The 25,146-nt window shown below is 60.7% G+C and carries 26 protein-coding genes; 15 read left to right on the top strand and 11 right to left on the bottom strand.

The features are described 5' to 3' along the window. The 3 genes from ACZ9H3_RS12745 (at nucleotide 1) to ACZ9H3_RS12735 (ending at nucleotide 3,053) form a co-directional block, all read left to right on the top strand. Entirely contained in the window at nucleotides 1-1,209 is a 1,209-nt protein-coding gene (locus tag ACZ9H3_RS12745; protein WP_476221007.1) for an SGNH/GDSL hydrolase family protein, read from the top strand. 100 nt (nucleotides 1,210-1,309) lie between these two features. Next, nucleotides 1,310-2,524 (top strand): RtcB family protein, encoded by a 1,215-nt coding sequence (locus ACZ9H3_RS12740; protein ID WP_476221005.1) that lies wholly within the window; start codon nucleotides 1,310-1,312, stop codon nucleotides 2,522-2,524. A 61-nt stretch (nucleotides 2,525-2,585) separates the two neighbouring features. Continuing rightward, nucleotides 2,586-3,053, top strand: coding sequence for an FAD/FMN-containing dehydrogenase (locus tag ACZ9H3_RS12735; RefSeq protein WP_330522784.1), 468 nt, complete (start codon nucleotides 2,586-2,588; stop codon nucleotides 3,051-3,053). Between the two features lie 259 nt (nucleotides 3,054-3,312). Here ACZ9H3_RS12735 and ACZ9H3_RS12730 read toward each other — a convergent pair whose 3' ends face one another. From ACZ9H3_RS12730 to exaC, 6 genes are all read right to left on the bottom strand, one after another. Continuing rightward, entirely contained in the window at nucleotides 3,313-4,017 is a 705-nt protein-coding gene (locus ACZ9H3_RS12730; RefSeq protein ID WP_476221003.1) for a LexA family transcriptional regulator, read from the bottom strand. 225 nt (nucleotides 4,018-4,242) lie between these two features. Beyond that, a complete protein-coding gene (ppa, locus tag ACZ9H3_RS12725) occupies nucleotides 4,243-4,770 on the bottom strand; it encodes an inorganic diphosphatase (RefSeq protein ID WP_065761987.1) in 528 nt (175 codons plus the stop codon). 91 nt (nucleotides 4,771-4,861) lie between these two features. Then, nucleotides 4,862-5,677 carry a M90 family metallopeptidase gene (locus ACZ9H3_RS12720; RefSeq protein ID WP_065761986.1) on the bottom strand — a complete coding sequence of 272 codons (816 nt, stop codon included), beginning with the start codon at nucleotides 5,675-5,677 and terminating at the stop codon, nucleotides 4,862-4,864. 9 nt (nucleotides 5,678-5,686) lie between these two features. Beyond that, nucleotides 5,687-6,337 (bottom strand): DedA family protein, encoded by a 651-nt coding sequence (locus ACZ9H3_RS12715; protein ID WP_454240213.1) that lies wholly within the window; start codon nucleotides 6,335-6,337, stop codon nucleotides 5,687-5,689. Nucleotides 6,338-6,546: 209 nt separating this feature from the next. After that, complete coding sequence (locus ACZ9H3_RS12710) at nucleotides 6,547-7,005, bottom strand: GNAT family N-acetyltransferase (protein ID WP_065761984.1); 459 nt, start codon at nucleotides 7,003-7,005, stop codon at nucleotides 6,547-6,549. 279 nt (nucleotides 7,006-7,284) lie between these two features. Next, nucleotides 7,285-8,805, bottom strand: a complete 1,521-nt coding sequence (gene exaC / locus ACZ9H3_RS12705) for an acetaldehyde dehydrogenase ExaC (protein WP_454240212.1) — start codon at nucleotides 8,803-8,805, stop codon at nucleotides 7,285-7,287. A 267-nt stretch (nucleotides 8,806-9,072) separates the two neighbouring features. Between exaC and ACZ9H3_RS12700 the strand changes: the two genes are divergently transcribed. From ACZ9H3_RS12700 to ACZ9H3_RS12685, 4 genes are all read left to right on the top strand, one after another. Next, on the top strand, nucleotides 9,073-10,998 hold the full coding sequence (locus tag ACZ9H3_RS12700; RefSeq protein WP_476220999.1) for a sigma-54-dependent Fis family transcriptional regulator: 1,926 nt from the start codon (nucleotides 9,073-9,075) through the stop codon (nucleotides 10,996-10,998). Nucleotides 10,999-11,060: 62 nt separating this feature from the next. Then, the gene (mpl, locus tag ACZ9H3_RS12695) at nucleotides 11,061-12,410 is read left to right on the top strand and encodes a UDP-N-acetylmuramate:L-alanyl-gamma-D-glutamyl-meso-diaminopimelate ligase (protein WP_065761865.1); all 1,350 of its coding nucleotides are present in this window, start codon (nucleotides 11,061-11,063) and stop codon (nucleotides 12,408-12,410) included. Continuing rightward, nucleotides 12,407-13,036: a flavin prenyltransferase UbiX gene (gene ubiX, locus ACZ9H3_RS12690; protein ID WP_065761866.1), complete on the top strand. Its 630-nt coding sequence runs from the start codon at nucleotides 12,407-12,409 to the stop codon at nucleotides 13,034-13,036. Before mpl ends, ubiX begins: the two co-directional genes overlap by 4 nt. Nucleotides 13,037-13,056: 20 nt before the next feature. Beyond that, nucleotides 13,057-13,326 (top strand): YceK/YidQ family lipoprotein, encoded by a 270-nt coding sequence (locus ACZ9H3_RS12685; RefSeq protein WP_099775916.1) that lies wholly within the window; start codon nucleotides 13,057-13,059, stop codon nucleotides 13,324-13,326. 39 nt (nucleotides 13,327-13,365) lie between these two features. Here the strand turns inward: ACZ9H3_RS12685 and ACZ9H3_RS12680 are convergent, their stop codons facing one another. From ACZ9H3_RS12680 to ACZ9H3_RS12670, 3 genes are all read right to left on the bottom strand, one after another. Further along, complete coding sequence (locus tag ACZ9H3_RS12680) at nucleotides 13,366-14,010, bottom strand: oxidoreductase (protein WP_065760341.1); 645 nt, start codon at nucleotides 14,008-14,010, stop codon at nucleotides 13,366-13,368. 26 nt (nucleotides 14,011-14,036) lie between these two features. Further along, on the bottom strand, nucleotides 14,037-15,764 hold the full coding sequence (locus tag ACZ9H3_RS12675) for a C13 family peptidase (RefSeq protein WP_330522779.1): 1,728 nt from the start codon (nucleotides 15,762-15,764) through the stop codon (nucleotides 14,037-14,039). Nucleotides 15,765-15,855: 91 nt separating this feature from the next. Further along, nucleotides 15,856-16,311, bottom strand: coding sequence for a MaoC family dehydratase (locus ACZ9H3_RS12670; protein ID WP_065760343.1), 456 nt, complete (start codon nucleotides 16,309-16,311; stop codon nucleotides 15,856-15,858). Nucleotides 16,312-16,480: 169 nt separating this feature from the next. Here ACZ9H3_RS12670 and ACZ9H3_RS12665 point away from each other — a divergent pair, with 169 nt between their 5' ends. From ACZ9H3_RS12665 to ACZ9H3_RS12655, 3 genes are read left to right on the top strand one after another with little or no spacing between them, the layout of a single operon-like run. After that, nucleotides 16,481-16,843 (top strand): CidA/LrgA family protein, encoded by a 363-nt coding sequence (locus ACZ9H3_RS12665; protein ID WP_065760344.1) that lies wholly within the window; start codon nucleotides 16,481-16,483, stop codon nucleotides 16,841-16,843. A gap of 2 nt (nucleotides 16,844-16,845) precedes the next feature. Next, entirely contained in the window at nucleotides 16,846-17,556 is a 711-nt protein-coding gene (locus ACZ9H3_RS12660) for an LrgB family protein (RefSeq protein ID WP_176717438.1), read from the top strand. Between the two features lie 9 nt (nucleotides 17,557-17,565). Further along, complete coding sequence (locus tag ACZ9H3_RS12655; protein WP_065760346.1) at nucleotides 17,566-18,156, top strand: LON peptidase substrate-binding domain-containing protein; 591 nt, start codon at nucleotides 17,566-17,568, stop codon at nucleotides 18,154-18,156. 4 nt (nucleotides 18,157-18,160) lie between these two features. On the opposite strand, the gene ACZ9H3_RS12650 is transcribed toward ACZ9H3_RS12655, so the two are convergent. Both ACZ9H3_RS12650 and ACZ9H3_RS12645 read right to left on the bottom strand, forming a co-directional pair. Then, the gene (locus tag ACZ9H3_RS12650; protein ID WP_099775913.1) at nucleotides 18,161-19,477 is read right to left on the bottom strand and encodes a bifunctional DedA family/phosphatase PAP2 family protein; all 1,317 of its coding nucleotides are present in this window, start codon (nucleotides 19,475-19,477) and stop codon (nucleotides 18,161-18,163) included. Nucleotides 19,478-19,481: 4 nt separating this feature from the next. Continuing rightward, complete coding sequence (locus tag ACZ9H3_RS12645) at nucleotides 19,482-20,168, bottom strand: DNA-3-methyladenine glycosylase (RefSeq protein WP_099775911.1); 687 nt, start codon at nucleotides 20,166-20,168, stop codon at nucleotides 19,482-19,484. A 156-nt stretch (nucleotides 20,169-20,324) separates the two neighbouring features. On the opposite strand from ACZ9H3_RS12645, the gene ACZ9H3_RS12640 reads away from it, so the two are divergent. Genes ACZ9H3_RS12640 through mrdA form a run of 5 tightly spaced genes read left to right on the top strand, consistent with a single transcriptional unit; the run spans nucleotide 20,325 to nucleotide 25,135 of the window. Further along, the gene (locus ACZ9H3_RS12640; RefSeq protein ID WP_065760348.1) at nucleotides 20,325-21,596 is read left to right on the top strand and encodes a glutamate-5-semialdehyde dehydrogenase; all 1,272 of its coding nucleotides are present in this window, start codon (nucleotides 20,325-20,327) and stop codon (nucleotides 21,594-21,596) included. Between the two features lies 1 nt (nucleotide 21,597). Then, a complete protein-coding gene (gene nadD, locus ACZ9H3_RS12635) occupies nucleotides 21,598-22,284 on the top strand; it encodes a nicotinate-nucleotide adenylyltransferase (RefSeq protein ID WP_065760349.1) in 687 nt (228 codons plus the stop codon). 48 nt (nucleotides 22,285-22,332) lie between these two features. After that, nucleotides 22,333-22,752: a ribosome silencing factor gene (rsfS, locus tag ACZ9H3_RS12630; protein WP_065760350.1), complete on the top strand. Its 420-nt coding sequence runs from the start codon at nucleotides 22,333-22,335 to the stop codon at nucleotides 22,750-22,752. Between the two features lie 9 nt (nucleotides 22,753-22,761). Next, nucleotides 22,762-23,229, top strand: a complete 468-nt coding sequence (gene rlmH / locus ACZ9H3_RS12625) for a 23S rRNA (pseudouridine(1915)-N(3))-methyltransferase RlmH (protein WP_065760351.1) — start codon at nucleotides 22,762-22,764, stop codon at nucleotides 23,227-23,229. A gap of 16 nt (nucleotides 23,230-23,245) precedes the next feature. Beyond that, nucleotides 23,246-25,135, top strand: coding sequence for a penicillin-binding protein 2 (mrdA, locus tag ACZ9H3_RS12620; RefSeq protein ID WP_099775910.1), 1,890 nt, complete (start codon nucleotides 23,246-23,248; stop codon nucleotides 25,133-25,135). The last annotated feature ends 11 nt before the right edge of the window (nucleotides 25,136-25,146 follow it).

The raw sequence follows: 25,146 nt of genomic DNA, 5'->3' as shown, positions 1-25,146 counted from the left end.
ATGCGTCGATTGCACAACATCCTGGCCCTGGTGGCACTGATCTGCGCATTGCCGGGCTGTAGCCCGGTAGCGGCGGTCAATGGGCCGGCAGCACGTCCACTTCAGGTGCCTCAAAAGGCGGTTCAAGCCCCTGCCAACGGTAATTTGGCGCTGCTGGCGGGCAAGTTCCGCACTGCAAACCGCACCCCGATCAATATTGTGCAACTGGGTGACTCACACACCGCCGCCGACCTGTTCAGCGGGGAAATGCGGCGCCTGTTGCAGGCCCAGTATGGCGATGGCGGTATCGGCCTGGTTGCAGGCTCACCGGTATCGGGGACGCGCTATGAAACGGTGATCCTCAAGGCCGCCAAGCGCCAGTGGGAACTGGTTTCGGCACGGAACCAGCAAAGCACTCAGTTTCCCCTGGGCGGTTACCTGTCATTACCGCTAACGGCCAACGCAGCCGTACGCATCGAGGCGCGTGAGCCCACGGCCCAGCGTTACCGCGTGTCGGCCCTCTACACCTCAACGGCCAACACGACATTGCTCGCCCGCGACGGCACTACCCAGAACCGGCGCCTGCTGGCAGCAACCAATGGGCAGTGGCGCTTCAGCCCGGTGTTCAACAGTGTCAGCTTGCCGCTGGACCTCACCTTGAGCAACCGCAAGGACGTAGCGCTGGGTGGCTGGTTCATCCAGGGCCAGAAGAATGCCGGTGTGACCTATTCAGCTCTGGGGATCAACGGCGCGCGGCTGGATGTTGTGGATAAGTGGCAGCCCGGCTGGCAGGAGAGCTTCAAGGCTCTGCGCCCGGATCTGATCATTCTGGCGTACGGTACCAACGAAGCCTTCGACGACAAGCTCGACTTGAACCAGTACCGTGACCACCTGAACCAGACCCTGGCCGAGTTGCGCCGCAACATGCCGCGTGCCGCCATTCTGCTGGTCGGCCCACCGGACTCGATCAAACAGCGCAAAGCGCGTACGTGCGCCGCCCGTCAGCCGCAACCATTGGCCCAGATCATTCGTATTCAGCGCCAGGCCGCCAAGCAGTTCAACGGCCTGTTCTGGGATTGGCAGGCGTACATGGGCGGCCCTTGTTCTATCGTCAACTGGCAGGCTGAAGGTCTGGCCCGGAACGACCTGGTGCATTTATCCGCCGATGGTTACCGCAAAAGTGCCTCAGGCCTGTATGACTTCCTGCGTGGGCAGCTCGGGTTGCAGTGACGCCCTCGCTGACGATCGAATTTCGGTGTGCGGCGGGTGGGATAAGGTGTTGAATGGTGTGGTGAAGCTTGAGTAACCTGCCATGCAGCAAGGCCGCCAGATGAAAACCATGAACATCCTCGAAGTCGCCAACGGCAAACCGATCAAGCTCTGGACCCAGGGCGTGCCGGTGGAAGAGGAAGCGCGGCAGCAACTGATCAACACCGCCAAACTGCCGTTCATCTTCAAGCACCTGGCGGTGATGCCCGATGTCCATCTGGGCAAGGGCTCGACCATTGGTAGTGTGATTCCCACGCGTGGCGCGATCATCCCGGCAGCGGTGGGCGTGGACATTGGCTGCGGGATGATCGCCGCACGCACTTCATTGCACGCGGCAGACCTTCCGGACAACCTTCATGGCCTGCGTACGGCCATCGAAAAGGCGGTACCGCACGGTAAGACCTTCGGCCGTCGCGATCAAGGCGCCTGGGACAGCGTACCCGGCGTGGCCGATCATGCCTGGCGTGCACTGGCTGGCCGATTCAAGGCCATCACTGACAAGTACCCGACGCTGGAGCGCACCAACCACCGTCAGCACCTGGGAACCTTGGGCACGGGCAACCACTTCATCGAGGTATGCCTGGACGAGGCCAATCGTGTCTGGTTCATGCTGCACAGTGGGTCGCGTGGCGTGGGTAACGCCATCGGCAACCTGTTCATCGAACTGGCCCAGGCCGATATGCGCCAGCACATTGCCAATCTGCCGGATAAGGACCTGGCCTACTTCGAGGAAGGCAGCCGGCATTTCCACGACTACGTCGAAGCCGTGGAGTGGGCCCAGGACTTTGCCCGGCAGAACCGTGCGCTGATGATGCACGCGGTAATTGACGCTGCGCGTAAGGTGATCAACAAACCCTTCGAGGCCAACCTCGAAGCGGTGAACTGCCACCACAACTATGTGCAGAAAGAACAGCATTTCGGCCATGAGGTGCTGGTTACCCGCAAGGGCGCGGTTTCTGCGCAGAAAGGCCAGTTGGGGATCATTCCGGGGTCGATGGGCGCACGCAGCTTCATCGTTCGCGGCCTGGGTAACGAAGAAGCGTTCTGCTCCTGCAGCCATGGCGCGGGGCGTGTGATGAGCCGCACCCAGGCGAAGAAGCGCTTCACCATCCAGGACCAGGCGCGTGCCACCGCGCACGTCGAGTGCCGCAAAGACAAAGACGTGATTGACGAGATCCCCATGGCCTACAAGGACATCGACGCGGTCATGCAGGCCCAGCGTGATCTGGTGGAAGTGGTGCATACCCTGCGTCAAGTGGTGTGCGTGAAAGGCTAGTCGCCTGCGCGGCGGTGTAGACTGCGGGCCTGGCTGTGCAACCACTACAACGAGGTGTGCTGTGAGATATCTGTCGATTCTGCTGTTGAGCGTATTGCCATTGTTGGCCCAGGCGGTCGAAGTCGGAGAGCGCCTTGCGCCCTGGACCCTGCTCGATCAGTTCGATCAGCCCTATAGCCTGGACGATCAAACCCGAACCCTGCTGGTAGCCCGTGGCATGGACGGCGCCAAACTGGTGAAAGAGGCCCTGCAAGACCGTCCCAAGGGCTACCTGGAAGCACGACATACCGTGTTCGTTGCCGACATCCAGCGCATGCCTGCACTGATCGCAAAAATGTTCGCCATCCCCGCCATGCGTGATTACAGCTACCGGGTACTGCTCGACCGCGACGCACGCGTGGCAACCCGTTATGCCGGTGCCGAAGACAAGGTGCTGTGGCTGCAACTGGACAACGGCCGGTTGGTTGCACAACAGGAATACGCCACGGCGGCTGCGCTGCGTGAGGCGCTGGAGAAGGCGCCGCATTGATAGGTGTGATGCGGTAGGTGGATTTCGGGCATTAAAAAGCCGGCTTGTGGCCGGCTTCTCGGGGACGGTCTTGGCTTATTTTTGGTAAGCCGCAACCGCCTTCAAATCGTTGCGTCGGCGCGAGGGCCGAAGGTGGCTGGACGCGAATGTATTGCGTCGCCAAACCCGTTGGCAGGCGCTCGGCTGCCATGGGCTAAATGTGCGGCGTAGCATACTGACAATGGCGCGGTATGCCTAGTGGAAATTCACCTTGAGCGCTTTAGGCTGGCCGTTCGGTACGCCGTTGTCCCCACCAGAAGACCCAACCGAGAATTTCCAGGTGCTGCATTTTGGCCTGGGCCGGGCTGTAGCTTTCGCTGGGGAATTGCCGATTGTCGTAGCTGTGCAGGGCGATGGCACCACCCCGCAGGCGGCTGAGGGTGTGGATGCGCAGTCGGCCATTGTGCAGCAGGGCGTAGAGTTCGCCTTCGACGATGCGGGTCAGGCTGCGGTCGATGGCCAGGGTCGCACCCTGTGACAGCAGCGGGGCCATGTTGGTGTCGGGCATGCTCAAGCAGAATGCTCGCGCGGGATCGACACCAAGCCGCTCGAGGCTGCAGGCGGGCAGGCGCAGGTGGCGGTCGGCGATCACGCTCAGTTGTTTGTCCTTCACGCGGTAGAAGGGCAGTTGCGCGTCATCCTCTTTGTGCGCGGCCATCAGGCTGGTGTCGGGTGGTTCGACTTCGATTTCGGTCGGGGTGATGCGCGGTGCGGGTGGCGGATGCTTGGGCCCTTCGCCGCTGCGTAGCCATTTGCTGTAGACGCACAGGAGTTCTGCGATCTCATCGATACGCGCCAGGGGAACACCGCGGTTGAACCAGTTGTTGATGTGCTGCGGTGTCACTTTGCGGTGGGCGGCAAAGTCGGAGGGTGTCAGGTTGCACTCGCGCAGGAGGGCTTTCAAACGGCTGCCAGAAGTATTCATGAGGCCCGATTTTACGGGGCTCTGTGCGATCAGGATATAAACATTGGGTTGAAGAATTTCTCGGAGTTAAGGGTGTTTCCGAGGGATTTGCCGGATGTTTCTCGCGGCCCTAGGTGTTGGCTGGCACCCTGCTGATGCCATCGTAGGCAAGCCTACTCCTACAGGGGGCTATCTTTGCAGGCAACAAAAAGCCCCGCGAGCGGGGCTTTTTGTTCAGCGCGGTGCTTAGCCTTTGTAGGCGGCAACGGCCTTGGTGATTTCGGCGCGGGCGGCGTCTGCGTTGCCCCAACCGTCGATCTTCACCCATTTGCCTTTTTCGAGATCCTTGTAGTTCTCGAAGAAGTGCTTGATCTGCTCCAGCAGCAGGGCTGGCAGGTCGGTGTACTCTTTGACGTCGACGTACAGTTGCGACAGTTTGTCGTGCGGTACGGCGATGACTTTGGCGTCGCCGCCGCCGTCGTCAGTCATGTTCAGGATGCCGACCGGACGGGCGCGGATGACCGAACCTGGAGCCACTGGGTACGGGGTTACAACCAGCACGTCCAGCGGATCACCGTCATCAGCCAGAGTGTTCGGGATGAAACCGTAGTTGGCCGGGTAGAACATTGGGGTGGCCATGAAACGGTCGACGAACAGGCAATCGCTGTCCTTGTCGATTTCATATTTGATCGGCGCGTGATTGGCTGGAATCTCGATGGCGACGTAGATGTCGTTCGGCAGGTCTTTGCCAGCCGGAATCTTGCTGTAGCTCATTGGGCATTGCCCCCATGTTTGGCCAAAAATTGGTCGCGATTATAGGCACATTCCCACGCGCTTGCCACGCCCACCCGGATGCTTGGCATGCTCAGTCCTTGGCGTGGCGATAGTGGGGATGATGGCTGTGTAGTTGCTGTAGACGCAGCAGCGGGTCCTGGCGGTAGAACGCGCGCAGTTGCTGGTAGACCTTGGGGTAGGTTCGGGCCAGCAGGTCGGGGGCGCTGAAGAAATATTCGCTGGTGACCGCGAAGAATTCCGCCGGGCTTTCTGCGGCATAGGGGTCGATGGCGGTTTCGGCATCCGGGTGGCGGTCAAGTTGACGATTGAGGTCGTCATAGGCGTGTTGCATGGCTGACGCCCAATCGCTGACGCGCATGTCGCTGTGCAGCGGTGGCAGGCCGTTGGCATCACCGTTGAGCATGTCGAGTTTGTGCGCCAACTCATGGATGACGAGGTTATAGCCTTCCCAGCCACCACTGGCCAGAACGCCCGGCCAGGCCAGGATTACCGGGCCCTGCAACCACGCTTCGCCACTGTGCTCACCATCCCACTCATGTTCCACGCCGCTGGCGTCGCGGTGACGCTGTGGGCTGATGAAGTCGTCGGGGTAGAGGATGATTTCATGGAAGCCCTGGTACCAGTTCAGTTCACCCAGGTGCAGTAGGGGCAACTGCGCTTGAGCCGCCAGGTACAGGCGCTGTTCGGCGTCCAGTTCGACGCCGGGCAGTGCGGTGAGGTGTTTTTCGCGCAAGAACAGCACGCAGGCGTCGCGCAGCCAGTGATCTTCTGCCTCGCTCAGACCGTCGAGCAGCGGCAGGCGTTCACGGATGCGCTGCCACAGCTGCGCATCGAGTGGGTACCGGGCCAATGTACGGCGGCGTCGCCAGGCGCTCAGGGACCACATGAGCGGGGCTTAGTTGGCCTTGGCGGCGTTGCGGTTGATGCGGTTGCGCACCAGGCTGATGATCATCGGCAGCATCGACACCAGAATGATCGCGACGATCATCAGCGACAGGTTTTTCTTGATGAACGGCACATTACCAAAGAAGTAGCCGAGGGTGACCAGGCCACCTACCCACAGGACGGAACCGGCGACGCTGAACGCCAGAAAACGGCTATAGGTCATTTTGGCGATACCGGCGACGAACGGTGCGAAGGTCCGCAGGATCGGCAGAAAGCGCGCCAGGGTGACAGTCTTGCCACCGTGGCGGTCGTAGAAATCGTGGGTTTGTTGCAGGTAATCGCGGCGGAAGATCTTCGAGTCGGGGTTGCGGAACAGTCGTTCGCCAGCGGTTCTGCCAATCACATAGTTGGTGCTGTCGCCCAGGATTGCCGCAGCCATCAGCAGGCCGCCAAGCAGCAATGGGTCCATGCCGCCGCCAGCGGCTACTGCGCCTGCGATGAACAGCAGCGAGTCGCCTGGCAGGAAGGGCGTCACCACAAGGCCTGTCTCGCAGAAGATCACCATGAACAGAATGGCGTAGATCCAGGGGCCGTAGTTGTTGACCAGTAAATCGAGGTAGGTATCAAGATGCAGGATAATGTCCAGCGGGTTGAAATCCATGTACGGCACCTGTGGTGAAAGCCCGTGCTGGCGGGCCTGCGATGACTGGCAGTGGGGTGTTTCGCGCGCGACACAGCGGCGTGCGAAAGCCTCCACTCAACGTGTGGTGCCGTATTATACGGCCGCAAACGGATTATTCCTGTGCTGTTTGTAGCGGAGGGTTTTGCTGGTGCATACCGGGCAGGCTCAAGGCCCGCCCGGCTGCCAGGTCAGTCCGACTGGATGGGGAGGATGTAGCTCTTGAACTCGGTGTCTTCACGAAAGCCGATGGACTCGTAGACTTTCATGGCCACGTCGTTGTTGGTGCTGGTGGAAACCCGCATGCGCACGGCATTGGTCTCCTTGGCCATCTTTTTCGCGGCGCGCATCAGGTGGTCGGCCACCAGTTGGCGGCGCGAGTCTTCGGCCACATAGATATCGTTGAGGATCCAGACGCGCTTGAGCGACAGCGAGGAAAAACTCGGATACAGCTGGCAGAAACCAAGCAGTTTGCTGTCGTCATCGTTGGCCAGTGCCAGGTAAATCACCGACTCACCACGCTTCAGGCGTTTTTCGAGAAATTTGCGTGAGGATTCGGGGTAAGGCGGTTGGCCGTAGAACTCGCGGTATTTGACGAAAAGCGGAGCGATCAGATCCAGATGCTCAAGGGTTGCTTTGATGATTCGCATAAGCAGTCCTCAGGTTCCTTTGGGGGTGGCGGCGAATCGCAGGGCAGCCGTAGCCCCGATGCTGCCTAAAGCGGAAAAAAAGCGCAATTGGCAAAAATGGACCCGAATCCGGGTCTTGTCGATTAGGAAATTTCAGTTTCTGGCGGAGGTTATGTCTGAATCCTGCCTGTGCGCCGGCGTGGGGCGGCAAGGCGGGCGATAAGGCAGCTGCAGTTGAGGGGGCGGTGAGGTCAAGCCAGTGCGGCCTTCAATCTGTTGAAGGCCGCACCGTACACTGGGTTAGAAGAAGCCCAATGGGTTGATGTCGTAGCTCACCAGCAGGTTTTTGGTCTGTTGGTAGTGATCAAGCATCATTTTGTGGGTTTCACGACCCACGCCCGACTTCTTGTAGCCACCGAAAGCGGCGTGTGCCGGGTACAGGTGGTAGCAGTTGGTCCACACGCGACCGGCCTTGATCCCGCGGCCCATGCGGTAAGCACGGTTGATGTCGCGAGTCCATACGCCCGCGCCCAGCCCGAACTCGGTGTCGTTGGCGATGGCCAGGGCTTCCGCTTCGTCCTTGAAGGTGGTGACGCTTACCACGGGGCCGAAGATCTCTTCCTGGAACACCCGCATCGTGTTGTTGCCTTTGAGCAGGGTCGGTTGGATGTAATAACCGGTGGCCAGGCTGCCTTCGAGCTTCTCCACCTTGCCGCCGGTCAGCAGTTCAGCACCTTCCTTCTCGGCGATCTCCAGGTAGGAAAGGATCTTGTCGAATTGCTGTTCAGAGGCCTGGGCGCCGACCATGGTGTCGGTGTCCAGTGGGTCGCCACGTTTGATCTGTTTGATCTTCTTCATCACTTCTTGCATGAACGCCGGGTAGATCGACTCTTGTACCAGCGCACGCGATGGGCAGGTGCAGACCTCGCCCTGGTTGAAGAATGCCAGCACCAGACCTTCGGCGGCTTTTTCGATGAAGGCCGGTTCGGCTTGCATGATGTCTTCGAAGAAGATGTTCGGCGACTTGCCGCCCAGCTCAACAGTGGACGGAATGATGTTCTCGGCCGCGCATTTCATGATGTGCGAACCAACCGGCGTGGAGCCGGTGAAGGCGATCTTGGCGATGCGCTTGCTGGTGGCGAGTGCTTCACCGGCTTCACGGCCGAAACCTTGCACCACGTTGAGTACACCAGGTGGCAGCAGGTCACCAATGACTTCCATCAGCACGGTAATGCCCAGCGGGGTTTGCTCGGCGGGTTTGAGCACGACGCAGTTACCGGCAGCCAGTGCCGGAGCCAGTTTCCAGGCCGCCATCAGGATCGGGAAGTTCCACGGGATGATCTGTCCGACCACGCCCAGCGGTTCATGGATGTGGTAGGCCACGGTGTTGCCGTCGATCTCGGCGGCGCTGCCTTCCTGGGCGCGCAGGCAACCGGCGAAGTAACGGAAGTGGTCAGCTGCCAGCGGAATATCGGCGTTCAGGGTTTCACGGACCGCTTTGCCGTTGTCCCAGGTTTCAGTGATGGCCAGCAGTTCAAGGTTCTGCTCGATACGGTCGGCGATCTTCAGCAGGATCAGCGAACGGGCTTGTACCGAGGTGCTGCCCCAGGCGTCGGCGGCGGCATGGGCGGCATCCAGAGCCTTGTCGATGTCTTCGGCAGTGGAGCGCGGGAATTCGGCGATCGGTTGGCCGTTCACTGGCGAGGTGTTGGTGAAGTACTCACCTTTGACCGGGGCGACGAACTCGCCATTGATGTAGTTCCCGTAACGGCTCTTGAAGGAAACGATTGCGCCTTCGGTACCTGGGTGTGCGTAACGCATGGTGTGTCTCCTGGCTTTTGTGCTTGTTGGGGAGGATATAGAGCGTAGAGCAAAGCGCGGGCCACTGCTGGCAGGTCTATGTAAATCAAGGGCTTGATGGGATTCTGCGGGTGCGCGCGGGCTTGGTTGTCGCATTTCTGGGACGGTGGGGGTGACACTTTGTGCCAGATGCGGGACAACCTGTGACTCAGCGGTCGTACTGACATTGCAAAGCGTCAGCGGCTGGAGGATGCTGGGTTGTACCGCTTCCGGGGAGAACAATAAAAAGTGCAGAGCAATCATTTGAGCCGGCACGCTCGGCAAGTGCTTACGGTGACTCAGGGCAAGGCCCACTTGCAGGGGCCGGGCAGCGATCCATCCATCGCCCGTTCCTGGCTGCGTTGTCTGGAGGACTATCATCTCGATCCGGCCATGGCGATGGCGCCGACCGTGCTTGAGCATGGGCGTCTGCTGGAAAGCCGAGAGCGCCTGCAGCAGGTGCTGCAGATTGCCGGCAACGAGATGAACACGCTGCATCAACAGCTTTCCGGCGCAGGCCATGCGGTGCTGCTGACCGATGCGCGTGGGGTAATCCTCAACTGTGTGACGGCGCCAACCGAGCGCAAAATCTTCGAGCGTGCCGGGCTCTGGCTCGGCGCCGACTGGAGCGAGGCCAGTGAAGGCACCAACGGGATTGGTACCTGCCTGGTCGAGCGTCAAGCCGTCACTATTCATCAGGAAGAGCATTTTCGTGGCCGTCATACCGGCCTGACCTGCTCTGCCAGCCCGGTGTTCGACCCCCACGGCGAACTGCTTGCGGTGCTTGACGTATCGTCGGCCCGCCCTGAGGTCTCGCGGCAAAGTCAGTTTCACACCATGGCGTTGGTCAACCTCTCGGCGAAGATGATCGAGAGCTGTTACTTCCTGCGCCATTTCGAAAACCAGTGGCTACTGCGCTTTCATTTGCAGGCCGAGTCGGTGGGCCTGTTCAGCGAGGGGTTGCTGGCGTTTGAGGGGGATGGGCGTATCTGCGCGGCCAACCAGAGCGCCCTGAACTTGCTTGGGCATGTTCGCGGCGGCCTGCTTGGAAAGCCTGTGGAGATGTTCTTCGAGTGTTCACTGGATGAGTTGCTGGGGCGTGCTACGGCTCAGGCCAATGCCAGTTGGCCGTTGCGTACGCGTGATGGTCGCCAGTTGTTTGCCAGTGTGCGCGGTCAGGTTCGGGCGCCACAACCGTCGTCATTGGCCGCGGTGGCGTTGCCGCCGCCAGCACCGATTACGGGTTCGATTTGCCTGGTCGACCCTGCATTGCAGAACGATTTTCGTCGCGCCGTGCGGGTGTTCGAGCGCGATGTGCCATTGCTGCTCAATGGCGAGACCGGGTGTGGCAAGGAGGCCTTTGCCAAGGCCGTGCATCAGGCCAGTCAGCGTGCGGCAAAGCCGTTCGTCGCCCTGAACTGTGCCTCGATCCCTGAGAGCCTGATCGAGAGTGAGCTGTTTGGCTATCGCGGCGGCTCGTTCACCGGTGCACGTAAGGAGGGGATGCGTGGGAAGCTGCAACAGGCCGATGGCGGCACCCTGTTGCTGGATGAAATCGGTGATATGCCGCTGGCGCTGCAAACCCGCCTGCTGCGTGTGCTTGAAGAGCGCAGGGTCGTGCCGATTGGTGGTGAACCCCAGGCCGTGGATGTCCGCATCATCAGCGCCACCCACCGCAACCTGCTGGAGCGGGTCGAGGACGGCAGTTTCCGCGAAGACCTCTACTACCGGCTGAACGGCCTGGAAGTGGCCTTGCCAGCTCTGCGTGAGCGCAGTGACAAGGCCCAGTTGCTTGATTTTCTGCTGGCGGAGGAAGCTGCGGGGCAGGTTGTCCGTCTGGAGGCGAAGGCGCGACATGCCTTGCTCGATTTCGCCTGGCCCGGCAACGTGCGCCAGTTGCGCAACGTCCTGCGCACATTGGTTGCGCTCGCGGAGGGCGAAGAGATTACCTTCAACGACCTGCCACCATTGATCCGTCGGCCGCCAGTTGCTGCGATACCCACGGTTTCCAGCGAGGCGCCTGAACATCCACTTGAGGATGCTGAACGCAGCGCTTTGCTGGCCGTGCTGGAGCAGCAACGCTGGCACATGAGCCATGTGGCGGCGTATTTGGGCGTGAGTCGCAATACCTTGTACCGAAAACTGCGCAAGCATGGTATTGCCCGGGACGCCTGAACGAAAGGATGCGATTTTCCCCGCCCTGGGCTACCCTGCCTCGATGTTTTGCGAGGTCGACCATGCACATTCACATTCTCGGTATTTGCGGCACTTTCATGGGTTCGCTGGCGGTGTTGGCCAAGGAGCTTGGCCACCGCGTCACGGGCTCCGACGCCAACGTCTATCCACCGATGAGCACTCAGCTTCAGGCCCAGGGCATTGAACTGACCCAAGGCTATGATGCCAGCCAGCTGGATCCGGCACCGGACCTGGTGGTCATCGGCAATGCCCTGTCGCGTGGTAATCCCGCGGTGGAGTATGTGCTGAATAAAGGCCTGCCTTATGTGTCCGGTCCGCAGTGGCTTGCCGATCATGTGCTGCAAGGGCGTTGGGTGCTGGCCGTGGCCGGAACCCATGGCAAAACCACTACCAGCAGCATGCTGGCCTGGGTGTTGGAGCATGCCGGGATGAGCCCGGGCTTTCTGATCGGCGGCGTGCCACAGAACTTCTCGGTGTCGGCGCGCTTGGGCGATACGCCGTTCTTCGTGGTTGAGGCTGATGAATATGACAGCGCCTTCTTCGACAAGCGTTCGAAGTTCGTCCACTACCGTCCGCGTACTGCCATCCTGAATAACCTTGAATTCGATCATGCGGATATTTTCCCGGATCTGGCAGCTATCGAGCGGCAGTTCCACCATCTGGTGCGCACGATCCCGAGTGAAGGCCTGATCATTCACCCCACCACTGAGCCGGCCTTGCAGCGCGTGATTGAGATGGGCTGCTGGACCCCGGTCCAGACCACGGGTGTTGGCGGTCAGTGGCAGGTCAAGCTGCTCAGTGCTGACGGTTCGCGTTTTGAAGTCAGCTTTGAAGGCGAGTCGCAAGGGGTGGTCGAGTGGGAACTGACCGGTCAGCACAACGTCGCCAACGCCTTGGCCACGTTGGCTGCTGCTCGCCATGTTGGTGTGGTGCCGTCGATGGGTATCGCCGCGCTGAGCGCCTTCAAAAGCGTGAAGCGGCGCATGGAGAAAGTCGCTGAAGTACAAGGCGTGACGATTTATGACGACTTTGCACACCATCCGACGGCGATCGCCACCACGCTGGATGGCCTGCGCAAGCGTATTGGCGATGCACCACTGATCGCCGTGATTGAACCGCGTTCGAACTCAATGAAGCTGGGCGCGCACCGCGATGGCCTGCCGGAAAGCGTACGCCAGGCCGATCAGGTGATCTGGTATGCACCGCCTAACCTGGGTTGGGATCTGGCGGCCACGGCAGCCCAGTGCCCGGTACCTGCGGTGGTGGCTGACAGCCTGGAAGCGATCATTGCCCGGGTGAAAAGCCAGGCCAAGCCCGGTACTCAAGTCGTGATCATGAGTAATGGCGGCTTTGGTGGCCTGCATGGGAAGTTGGCCGAGGCCCTGCGATGAGCGGGCCGGAACGCATCACGCTGGCCATGACCGGGGCCTCGGGGGCGCAGTACGGCCTGCGCCTGCTTGATTGCCTGGTGCGCGAAGACCGAGAGGTGCATTTCCTGATCTCCAAGGCTGCGCAGTTGGTCATGGCGACGGAAACCGATGTGCTGCTGCCGGCCAAGCCACAGGCAATGCAGGCCTTTCTGACCGAGTACACCGGCGCCGCCGCAGGGCAGATTCGTGTGTACGGCAAGGAAGACTGGATGTCGCCGGTGGCCTCAGGTTCCGGTGCACCGGCAGCGATGGTGGTCGTGCCGTGCTCCACGGGCACGCTTTCGGCCATTGCGACCGGCGCCTGTAACAACCTGATCGAGCGGGCGGCGGATGTCACTCTGAAAGAACGTCGGCAGTTGATTCTGGTACCGCGTGAGGCGCCGTTCTCCACCATTCACCTGGAGAACATGCTCAAGCTGTCGAACATGGGCGCGGTGATTCTGCCAGCGGCTCCAGGTTTCTATCATCAGCCGCAAACCATTGACGACCTGATTGATTTTGTCGTCGCGCGCATTCTCAATGTGCTGAACATTCCTCAGGACATGTTGCCGCGTTGGGGTGAGCACCATGTCGGCGGTGAGGATTGAAACGTTCAGTTTTACTGGTGATGGTGCTGGCGCTGGCGCTGCTCAGTGGTTGCGCCAGCGTACGCACGCTGGACGCGGCCAAGCCAGGGGCACCGATTGTATACTCCGGTACGCGCCTTGATCTGTATGCCATGCAGGGCGGGTGTTGCCCCATGGACCGTTTTGGTGCTGAGGCGCCGGCGTATCCCGGGCTTGATCTGCCCGCGAGCGCGTTGCTCGACACGCTGCTGTTGCCGCTGTCGTTGTTGACCGTGCTGGGTGTCAGCTTTCAGGCCACCGGCGGTTTGTAACCGGCCATCGCCGCCGTGCCGGCGATGGCCGGGCAGGGCTTACTTCTTGCCCAGCCTGCGCAGTTCATCGGACTCCACCACGCGAATGCCGTCCTGCTCTTCCAGCGCCAGGCGCCACAATGCCCGCGCCAGTTCACAGGCTTCAATCCCGTGGTACTTGCCCGGTAGCAGTCGTGCCAGCGGTGCTGCCAAGCGCTCAGCGGTGCGTGGTTCGATGCGTTCGCCGAGCAGCAGGGACGGCCGGGCGATGGTGAGTTGCGGCCAGTCTTGTGCTTTCAGCGCTTCTTCCATTTCCCCTTTTACCCGGTTGTAGAACACCGACGATTTTGGGTCTGCGCCGAGTGCGCTCACCACCAGCAAGTGGCGCGCGCCCATTTCGCGGGCGCGCTTGCTGAAAGCAACAACCATGTCCAGGTCGACCGCGCGGAATGCCGTTTCTGAGCCTGCCTGTTTGATGGTGGTGCCCAGGCAGCAGAAGGCGATATCGACACGGCCGCTGAGTTGGGGCAGAAAAACCGCAGGGTCACCCACCGGGTTCTCTAGATGTGGGTGTTTGGCCAGTGGTCGACGGGTAGGGGCAAGAACGCGGCTGACGGTGGGTTCGCTGAGCAGCCGATCCAGTAAATGTTCACCGGTCAGTCCGGTGGCTCCGGCAAGCAGGATGTGCTGAGGCGTCAAGTACATGATGTCTCTCCCTTGATACAGTCAGCTTAGTGGCTCCGGGCGCTCTTTGCTTGTTCAGTTGTTTTTTCGTCACTCTGCAGGGCTTTGCGGGCCTGCTGCTGGCGCAAACGCTGCCAGTGCGCAAGGACGCCTTTGGGGGCCCAGATCTGCGGTTCCGAGGCGTCGAAGTCTTCGTTGTGCTCACGCAAGGCTACTTGGGTGCGGGCCAGTTCGAAGGCGTTTTGCAGGTCGTCGGTCTGGTTCAGTGCCTGGGCAAACAGGGCATCGCCGAAGTAGGTGAAGTCGGCCTCTTCGGAACAGCCGAAAGACACTCTGTCCGAGCGCGCGGCGGTCATGATCAGGGTCTTGTCGTCCTTGAGGGAGTCGATAAAGCCACCTGAGTAACACGCAGAGATGACAACAATTTTGTCTCGCCCTTTCAGGGGCGCAAGCGCTGTGGCCAGTTCGCCGGCAGGCAGGTCTGCCAGTTGCAGGCGCGGCTGATCGAGCACCAGTTCGTGGGTCTGGCTGCCGTGGCTGGTCAGGTAGATGAATACCAGGTCTTCCGGGCCGGTGCGTTCGGCGAGGGTGCGCGCGGCACGGGTCAGGTTTTCCCGGGTGGCCATCGTGCGGTCGGTCAAATGATCGCGGTGATTGGCCAGGGTGATTTGGCCAACGGCACCAAATCGGCTCTTGAGCATGCTGCTGACGTAGTCGGCCTCCCGCAGGAACACGCTCTGTTTGCCGTCGCCGGCCAGGACCAGGCTGTAGAGTTCTACCTCGGCGGTGGAGCGCGGCACGTTGTCGAGGGCTTGTTCGAGCAGCTTGCCTTGGTTGAGCAGTGCCAGTTCCAGTGGGTCGGACAGTGGTCGCCCCTGATCGTCACGAACCCGTTGGCCGTTGATCCAGTGTCCGCTCTCGACCTGGCCGTTTGGCAGGGTCAGCAGGCCTTTGCCTTGATACGTGTCGTTCTCGAAGCCACCCACATAAACGCTACCGTCTGCCAGTTGCAGGCGACCGTAACCGGAAAAGTGCCAGTCGCGGAAATCGCCTTTGTAGTGGCTGCCGTCGCTGGCGAACAGCTCACCTTTACCGCTGAGCGAGCCGTCTTCAAACTGGCCGATCCAGACATCGCCGTCGGCGTTTTCGTAGCGGCCCCGGCCTTCCAGGCGGTTGTCGCGGAACTCACCGATGTACTGATCACCATCGACGCTGTTGAATGTGCCGCTGCCCTCCAGTTGGCCGTTGACGAAACGCCCGCTGAACTGGTTGCCGCTGGCATCGCTGCGCACCCCTTCGCCGTTGGGTTTGCCATGGGCGAACAGTCCTTGGTACTGACTGCCGTCTTCCAGCTCCAGGTGACCGGCGCCGCTGTACTGGTCGGCTTTGAACTGGCCTCGATAGGCCTGGCCGGCCTCTTTGAGCGTGCCTTCACCTTCACGACGTCCAAGCTTGAAGCCACCTTGGTAGCTACTGTCTGCCGTCTTCAGTCGGCCCTGGCCATGGAACAGGCCTTGCTCAAACTGGCCAACATAGACTTCGCCGTTGCTGCCGTGCCATTCACCCTGGCCGTGCCATTGGCCGTTCAGGAAGCCTCCGGCGTACCAGCTGCCATTGGGGTAGTCGATGCGTCCACTGCCCTGCAACAGGCCATTCACCACCTCTCCGCGATAGCGACCACCGTCGGGCAGGCGGGCATCGGGCGGCGAAAGTGGTTCGCCGTCACCGCAGGCGGTGAGCAGCAGGGTCAGGGCGAGTGGGGCAAGTGGGCGCATAACGGGGTCCGGGTGGGTTAGCCGCCGAGTATGCCGCAGAATGCGCCGGTGGAAACAGCCGCGCCGGCGTGTTTCTACCGGCCATGTTTCGTCATACGAAGCAGAGTGACAGCGGTTCGGCGATGTACGCAGGTTTTTCTTCACCTTCGATTTCCAGGGTGGCGGTAGCCTTCAGCAACCACTGCCCTGGTTTCTTTTCGGTGGCTTCGGTGAGATCAACCTTGAGCCTTACCTGGCTGTTGACCTTTACCGGCTGGATAAAGCGGACGCTGTCCAGGCCGTAGTTGACCACCATTTTCAAGCCTTCAGGCAACACCAGAATGTCCAGCATCAGCGTAGGGATCAGTGACAGGGTCAGAAAACCGTGAGCAATGGTCGTACCGAATGGCGTTTTTGCTGCCTTCTCGGGGTCAACGTGGATGAACTGAAAGTCGCCGGTGGCTTCGGCGAACAGGTTGATGCGTTCTTGGTCGATCTTCAGCCATGCGGAACGTCCCAGTTCCTTGCCGACATAGTCTTTGAGCGCTGTAACGGGTACATAGGGCATCGAGACTCTCCTGATTGTCGTTGGTTTTCTTATGACTACGGTAGGTTCAAGCGTTTAAGATCAGCACGTCGGAGGGGGGCGGTCAAGTCAGCATGACTTGAACGAATATCTCGGTATAGGCACACCAGTAGGGTGCTTATAATGGCCGGCGGGCCTGAGGGAGATTTCTATGCTGTTGCGTGGTTTGACGTGGCTGGTGTTGTTTCAGTTGTTGGGGACAGCGATTAATCACTTGTTCCTGTCGATACTGCCGGGGCCAATTATCGGGCTCTTGCTCCTGCTGACGTACCTGATCGTCCGAGGTGAGGTCGGTGCGCCACTGAGCGAAGCCGCCAGCAGCCTGCTGCGCTATTTACCGTTGTTGCTGGTGCCGCCGGCAGTAGGGGTGATGGTTTATGCCGCCGATATCGCGGCGGATTTCTGGGCGATTGCCGGTGCATTGGTGCTTTCGCTACTCATTTCCATCGTCTTCGCAGGTGTCTTGATGCAGAAGCTCATCGCCCGTCAGGCGCGGGATGAGGAGCGGCCATGAACCTGGATTGGCACGGCGCCGTCGAGGCGGTCATTCATCACCCTTTGTTCGGTATCGGTATCACGCTGGGGGCCTATCAACTGGTGCTTGCCGCCTATGAGAAGACGCGCTGGATCTTTCTGCAGCCCGTGTTGATGTCGATGCTGGTCGTCATCAGCGTACTGCTGCTGTGTGGCTTGACCTACAGCGAATACCGTAAAAGTACCGAAATTCTCAATATTCTTCTGGGGCCTGCGACCGTCGCGCTGGCGGTGCCGCTGTACCTGAATCTGCGGCGTATTCGCCAGCTGTTTTGGCCGACCTTTACTACGCTGGTAATCGGAGGCGTGGTAGCGACTGGCGCCTGCCTGCTGTTGGGGTGGTGGTTTGGCGCCGAACACATGATTCTGATGACCCTGGCGCCGAAGTCGGTGACCTCGCCGATTGCCATGTTGGTGGCCGAGCAGATTGGCGGCGTTGCGCCATTGGCGGCCGTGTTTGTATTGATCACTGGGGTGATTGGGGCCATTTTTGGCCCGGCGCTCTTGTCCCGTTGTGGTGTTCATAGCCCAGAGGCTCGTGGCATGGCGCTGGGCTTGACGGCGCACGCGGTCGGTACTTCAGTGGCGTTGCAGGAAAGTGAGGAGTGCGGGGCCTTTGCGGCCCTGGCCATGAGCCTGATGGGCGTTGCCACGGCGGTCTTTCTGCCGTTGGCGGTCAGCCTGGTCGCGTGAGGAGTCGCCATGACATTACCGCTGTTTCCGCTGAATACGGTGCTGTTTCCCGGCTGCTATCTGGATCTGCAGATCTTTGAGGCGCGCTACCTGGACATGATTGGCCGTTGCATGAAGCAGGGCGGTGGTTTCGGTGTGGTCTGTATTCTGGACGGTGCCGAAGTCGGTAGGGCTGCGCAGGGCTATGCCTCGATCGGCTGCGAGGCGCTGATTCGCGATTTTCAGCAGCAGGACAACGGCCTGCTCGGTATCCGTGTCGAAGGCACACGACGTTTTCGCGTGACCCAGGCCGAGGTGCAGAAGGATCAGTTGCTGCTGGCGCAGGTGCAGTGGCTGGCCGAACAGCCGGATCGCCCGTTGCGTGATCAGGACGAAGACCTGCGAGCGTTGCTCGTTGCGTTGGCCGAACATCCGATGGTCGAGGCGCTGAACATGCCGAGAGCCATTCTCGGGCAGCAGGCGTTGGCGAATCAATTGGCCTACCTGCTGCCGTTTGTCGAGGAAGACAAGCTCGACCTGCTGGCCATTGATGCGCCCCAACAGCGCCTGGATGCTATCCAGGCACTGCTTGATCGTTTACAGGGTGAGCTGTTCGCCTGACCACTCAGTACTGGTAGCGGGCCAGGGCTTGTGGCAACGCATGCAAGGTAAAAAAGGCGAGCAGTGCCGTACAGGCTGGCAGGATCAGCCACCAGGCACGTCGTGGCAGGGCGTTCAGTGGTGCGCGGTCCTGAATCAGTGTCAGGCTGCTCGCGCATACAAAACAGGCCAGCAGTGCTCCAGCGAGGATGTCGGTGGGCCAATGTGCGCCCAGGTAAACGCGTGAGCAGGCGATGGCCAGGGCCGGCAGGCAGCCCAGCATGACCCAGGTCAGACGCATGCGTGGTGGTTGTTCGCGCCCGGCCAGCACCGCAAGCACCAGAAAGAACGCAAACGACGCAGAACTATGCCCGCTGGGCATGCTGTAAGTGCCCAAAGGGTCGGTCAGCACGTCCGGGCGGGCGCGGGCGAAGAACCACTTCAGGGTACCGTTGAGCAGTGCGGTGCCAATCAGGGTGGTCGCGGCAAAAAGGGCGTGTCGCCATTGCCGGGCCAGTAGCAGAAGCGCGGTCAGCAGGCCTCCTGCTATTAGCTGCGTTCGGAAGTCTCCCAGCCGTGTGACCATGACGGCTATATCATCGATCGCTTGGCTGCGGTTTTCCTGAATGACGGCCATCAAGCCTTGATCCAACTGTGTCAGGTACGGCCAGCCGAAAAACAGCGCAATCAGCGCCAACAGGCTCAGCCCGGCCATCAGCCGGGTACCACGTCGTTGGCTGCGCAGGCTGCCACTGATGCTCAGTGCAATCAGCACGGCCATGCTACCCGCCACGATACCGGCCTGCGGCCAGAAACCGTCCGGCAATGGCAGGCGCATGGCTGCACCGGTCGCCCAGCCTGGCAGCAGGTAGGCGATAGCCCAGCCGGCACCAGCAACCAGGCTGACCATGATAAAGCGCGGAATCGGCATGTCGAACATGCCCGCCACCATCGGCAGCATTGGGCGTAGCGGGCCGATAAAACGCCCGACCAGCAGGCTGGCGATACCATAGCGCTGGAAGTAGGTTTCAGCGCTGCCGATCCATTGCGGGTGTGTGCGCAGTAATGGCAGGCGTCGGATGTTCTGGTGGAAGTGCCGGCCCAGGGTATAGGAGATTGCATCGCCGAGAAGGCCGCCCAGATAGCCCAGTAACAGCGTTTCGCCCAGCGACAGGGCGCCGCTGCCTGCCAGTACGGCGATAGCGAACAGCAGCACGGTGCCGGGTACGATGATCCCGGCAATCGCCAGGCACTCGATGCAGGCGACCACAAAAATCGCCAGGCCAAGCCACTGCGGGTGGGTGGTCAGCCAGCCGGTCAGGCTGTCGAGCCATGCGCCCATAGGTTCAAATTCCTTGTGTCAGTAAAAGGTAGTCTTGCCCCTCGACCTGCCCTCGGCGCAACGGGTTGCGGGTGCAGTAACGGGCGAATTCGGCATCAACGAAACGATACAGCAGATGCTCATCGCGGCCGTGGGGAATGCCCAGGCGAGTGGTCTGAATAATGTGTTTCACAATAATGCTGCAGTCGTCGACAAACAGTCGCTCGGGGTCAAAGCGTTGGGCGTCCCACTCGGGCACCTTCAGCCCCAGTGCCTTGCACAGCAGGGTTTGCCCGGCGCACAGGCGTTCAGGTTGGCGTGGCTGGCCGCGGGTATCAGGATTGTTCGCTTGCATTTGCGCCAGGCTGTCGGCATCGGAACAGGCGTCTAGCCATGGGTAGCCGGATTTGATCAGCACGGCATTACCAGGGCCTTGGGCGCTGAAGTTCAGCGAGTCGCCACCGCGGGCGTAGTACATATAGATGTGCCCACCCTCGAGAAACAGGGCTTTGCGCTTTTCTGTGTAGCCCAGCGAGGCGTGGCTGCCTTTTTCGGCGCAGTAGTAGGCTTCGGTTTCGATGATGCGTGCCGAGAGCCAGTAGGGGCCCTGTCGGTGACGGATGACCTTGCCGAGCAAGGCTTTGGCCAGGGTTTGCGCATCACGGTCAAAAAATGTATCGGGCAGTGGCCGGCAAGCGTTCGGCGTAGGCATTATCGATCATCGTTGGAAGCTGGCGCCGATCATAGCAACTTATCGTCAGGGCCGTTTTGGGTGGTTGATTTCGACCATCCGCCAGCCACCGCTGGGCGTTCACCTGCATGACAGTTATAATCAGCCGATTTCCCCTTCGCCAAGACACTGAGCCCCATGACTGAGTCCGTTCTTGACTACATGACCCGCCTGGGTCGCGCTGCCCGTGAGGCGGCCCGCGTCATTGGCCGTGCCAGCACTGCGCAGAAGAACCGCGCGCTGCAGGCTGCTGCCAATGCGTTGGACGCTGCCCGCGCCGAACTGTCCGCTGCCAACGAGCAGGACCTGGCTGCTGGCCGTGCCAACGGCCTTGAGCCGGCCATGCTCGAGCGCCTGGCGCTGACGCCAGCACGTATCGACAGCATGATCGTCGGCTTGCGTCAGGTCGCCAGCCTGCCAGACCCGGTAGGGGCGATTCGCGACATGAGCTACCGCCCTTCGGGCATTCAGGTGGGCAAGATGCGTGTGCCGCTGGGTGTCGTCGGGATCATCTATGAGTCGCGGCCTAACGTGACCATCGATGCTGCGAGCCTGTGCCTGAAGTCCGGCAACGCCACCATCTTGCGTGGCGGCTCGGAGGCCATTCATTCCAATCGCGCGATTGCCGCCTGCATCCAGCGTGGCCTGGCTGAAGCCGGCCTGCCTGCGGCGGTGGTGCAAGTGGTCGAGGTCACTGACCGTGCGGCGGTCGGCGCGCTGATCAGCATGCCGGAGTATGTCGACGTGATCGTGCCCCGTGGCGGCAAGGGCCTGATCGAGCGGGTCAGTCGCGAAGCCCGCGTACCGGTGATCAAGCACCTGGACGGCATCTGCCACGTGTATGTGGCCGAGCATGCTGATCTGGAAAAGGCCCGGCGTATTGCCTTCAATGCCAAGACCTACCGCTATGGCATCTGCGGCGCGATGGAAACTCTGCTGGTCGATCAGCGTGTTGCGGCGGAGTTCCTGCCGGCAATGGCGACCCTGTTCAGGGAAAAAGGCGTTGAATTGCGTGGTTGCGAACGTACCCGTCAGTACATCGAGGCGCTGCCTGCCACGGAAGAAGACTGGCACACTGAGTACCTGGATGCGATTCTGTCGATCCGAGTGGTCGATGGCCTGGATCAGGCTATTGAACATATCAACCACTACGGCTCGCACCATACCGATTCCATCGTGACCGAGCATCAGGGCCTGGCCCGGCGTTTTATTGCCGAGGTCGACTCGGCGTCGGTCATGCTCAATACCCCGACCTGCTTTGCCGACGGGTTCGAGTATGGCCTGGGCGCCGAGATCGGTATTTCCACCGACAAGCTGCATGCCCGTGGTCCGGTTGGCCTGGAAGGGTTGACCTGCGAGAAATATGTTGTGATCGGCGACGGCCAGTTACGCGGCCAGGAGTCGCTCTGACTTGGTTGAGCATGCCCCACTCGCCGCTGCTGTCAGCGTGCCGCCCCAGCGGCGCATTGGCGTGCTCGGCGGAACCTTCGACCCCGTGCATATCGGTCACCTGCGCAGTGCGCTGGAGGTTGCCGAAGTGCTGGGGCTCGATGAGTTGCGGCTGATGCCCAATGCTCGACCGCCGCACCGCGATACCCCGCAGGTGTCGGCGCTCGACCGTTTGGCAATGGTCGAACAGGCGGTGCGTGGCGTGCCGTTGCTGACAGTCGATGCCCGGGAGTTGTCCCGTGATAGACCGTCGTACACCATTGAAACGCTGGAGCTGATGCGGGCCGAGCTGGCTGCTGAAGACCAGTTGTTCCTGTTGTTGGGTTGGGATGCCTTTTGTGGCTTGCCCAGTTGGCACCGTTGGGATGAGTTGCTGAAACACTGCCACATCCTGGTGCTGCAACGCCCGGATGCCGACGTTGAGCCGCCGGATGCGTTGCGCAACCTGCTGGCCGCACGCTCGGTCAGCGATCCACAGGCCCTGGTTGGGCCTGCCGGGCAAATTGCATTCGTCTGGCAAACGCCGCTGGCGGTTTCCGCCACGCAAATCCGACAGCTGCTGGCCAATGGCAAGTCGGTGCGTTTTCTGGTTCCAGACGCAGTACTGGCCTATATCGAGGCGCACGGCTTGTACCGTACGCCGAACTGAAGGGCACGCCGCGAGGCGGCCCCTACTTACGAGCTGAATGAGTTTTATATGAAGAACCAAGCAATCAACGCCGAAACACTGGTCGAACTGACCCAAGCGGCACTGGCTGACGTCAAGGCCCAGGACATCCTGGTGATCGACGTGCGTGACAAGCACAGCCTCACCGACTACATGATCATCGCTACCGGTACCTCCAACCGTCAGATCAACGCGATGCTGGAAAAGGTTCGCGAGAACGTCAAGAAGCACGGCGCTCAGCCGCTGGGCGAAGAAGGCAAGGGCGAAAGCGATTGGGTTCTGCTGGACCTGGGTGATGTCATTGTTCACATGATGACCGCCGCCGCACGTCAGTTCTATGACCTGGAACGTCTGTGGCAGGGCGCTGAGCAGAGCCGTGCTGCCGACGGCAAGCACCACTCGCCGGAGCATTCGCACGAGCACTTCGACAAGCTCCGCGACAAGGAATAAGGAAGCGTCGTGCGTCTGCGTCTGATCGCGGTTGGCTCGCGCATGCCCAAGTGGGTTGAAGACGGCTGGCATGAGTATGCCAAGCGTCTACCTTCTGAGCTGTCGCTGGAGCTGGTGGAAATTCCACTCAATACCCGAGGCAAGAATGCCGATGTCGCCCGCCTGATCCGTCAGGAGGGCGAAGCCATGCTGGCCAAAGTCCAGCCGGGGGAACGTATCGTCACGCTGGAGGTCCATGGCAAGCCCTGGAGCACCGAACAGCTGGCGGTCGAGCTGGACCGCTGGCGGCTGGATTCGCGTACGGTCAACTTCATGGTCGGTGGCCCCGAGGGGCTGGCGCCGGAAGTCTGTGCACGCAGTGAACAGCGCTGGTCGCTGTCACCCTTGACCCTGCCGCACCCGCTTGTACGGATACTCATTGGCGAACAGCTGTATCGCGCCTGGACGGTTCTGTCCGGGCACCCTTACCACAAATAAGCCGTAAGCCTCCGTAATGTCGCAGCCGATTCGCCTCAAGGATCACGAAAAAGACGCCCGTCTGGTGCGTAGCCGCGTCGTGGTCGGTGCGGTGGCGGTCGTCTTGCTGGTGTGCGTGCTGATTGTTCGCCTCTACTACCTGCAGGTCATTCAGTACGACTATCACTCCACGCTGTCGGAAAACAATCGGGTGCATGTACAGCCGATTCCGCCGACCCGTGGGCTGATCTTCGACCGTAATGGGGTAATCATCGCCGATAACCGACCAAGCTTCAGCTTGAGCATGACCCGTGAGCGGGCTGGCGACTGGCGTCAGGTGCTCGATGTAATCGTCGAAGTGCTGCAACTGACCCCCGATGACCGTGCGTTGTTTGAAAAACGCATGAAGCAAGGGCGTCGTCCTTTCGAGCCGGTGCCCATCCTGTTCGAGCTGACGGAGGAGCAGATTGCCCGCATTGCGGTGAATCAGTTCCGCCTGCCGGGTGTCGAAGTGGTTGCGCAGTTGGTCCGGCACTATCCGCAAGGGCCGCATTTTGCTCATTCGGTGGGTTACGTCGGGCGGATCAACGAGAAAGAACTCAAGACCCTCGACCCGGTCAACTACAGCGGTACCCACCACATTGGCAAAACCGGTATCGAACGATTCTATGAACCGGAATTGCATGGTCAGGTGGGTTACGAGGAAGTCGAGACCAATGCCCGGGGCCGTGTGCTGCGTGTACTCAAACGCACTGACCCGGTGCCGGGCAAAGATATCGTTCTAAGCCTCGACATCAAGCTGCAGGAGGCCGCAGAAGCTGCGCTGGGCGGGCGCCGAGGTGCCATTGTGGCCCTTGATCCTCGTACCGGCGAGGTGTTGGCGATGGTTAGCCAGCCGAGCTTCGACCCGAACCTGTTCGTGACCGGCATCAGTTTCAAGGCCTATGCCGAGTTGCGTGATTCCATTGATCGGCCACTGTTCAACCGTGTGCTGCGTGGTCTTTACCCGCCGGGCTCGACGATCAAGCCGGCTGTGGCGATTGCCGGTCTCGACACGGGTGTGGTGACTGCCGGTACGCGGGTGTTTGACCCTGGCTACTACCAGTTGCCCAACTACGACCACAAGTACCGTAACTGGAACCGTACCGGCGATGGCTGGGTCGACCTGGACACGGCAATCATGCGCTCCAACGACACCTACTTTTACGACCTGGCGCACAAGATGGGCATCGACCGGTTGGCCAACTACATGAACCGCTTTGGTATTGGCCAAAAAGTGGCGTTGGACATGTTTGAAGAGTCGCCTGGGTTGATGCCGTCCCGTGAGTGGAAGCGGGCGACCCGTCGTCAGGCCTGGTTCCCGGGTGAAACGCTGATTCTCGGTATTGGCCAGGGTTACATGCAGGCGACCCCGTTGCAGTTGGCTCAGGCCACCGCGTTGATTGCCAACAAGGGCAAGTGGAACCGTCCGCACCTGGCCAAGACCATCGAAGGTAAGCCACCGGTAGATGAGAACCCGATGGAAGACATCGTTTTGCGTGACAAGTCCGATTGGAACAAGGTCACCCACGGCATGGAGCAGGTGATGCAAGGTGCGCGGGGTACTGCGCGCAAGGCCTCGATTGGTGCCCAGTACCGGATTGCAGGCAAGAGTGGTACGGCTCAGGTGGTGGCGATCAAGCAGGGCGAGAAGTACGACCGTAACAAGTTGCAGGAGCGCCACCGTGACCACGCACTGTTTGTCGGCTTTGCACCGGCTGACGATCCGAAGATTGTCGTATCGGTGATGGTTGAGAACGGCGAGTCTGGCTCGGGCGTTGCCGCGCCAGTCGTGCGGCAGGTCATGGATGCCTGGCTGCTCGATGAACATGGGCGGCTCAAACCGGAGTACGTCACACCTTCTGTCGCTCAGGAACCTGCCCAGTGAAAAGCAATTTC

It is taken from the genome of Pseudomonas sp. TE3910, from assembly GCF_056279025.1.
The sequence above is the reverse complement of the archived record's forward strand: the minus strand, read 5'-3'. Positions and strand labels throughout refer to the sequence as shown.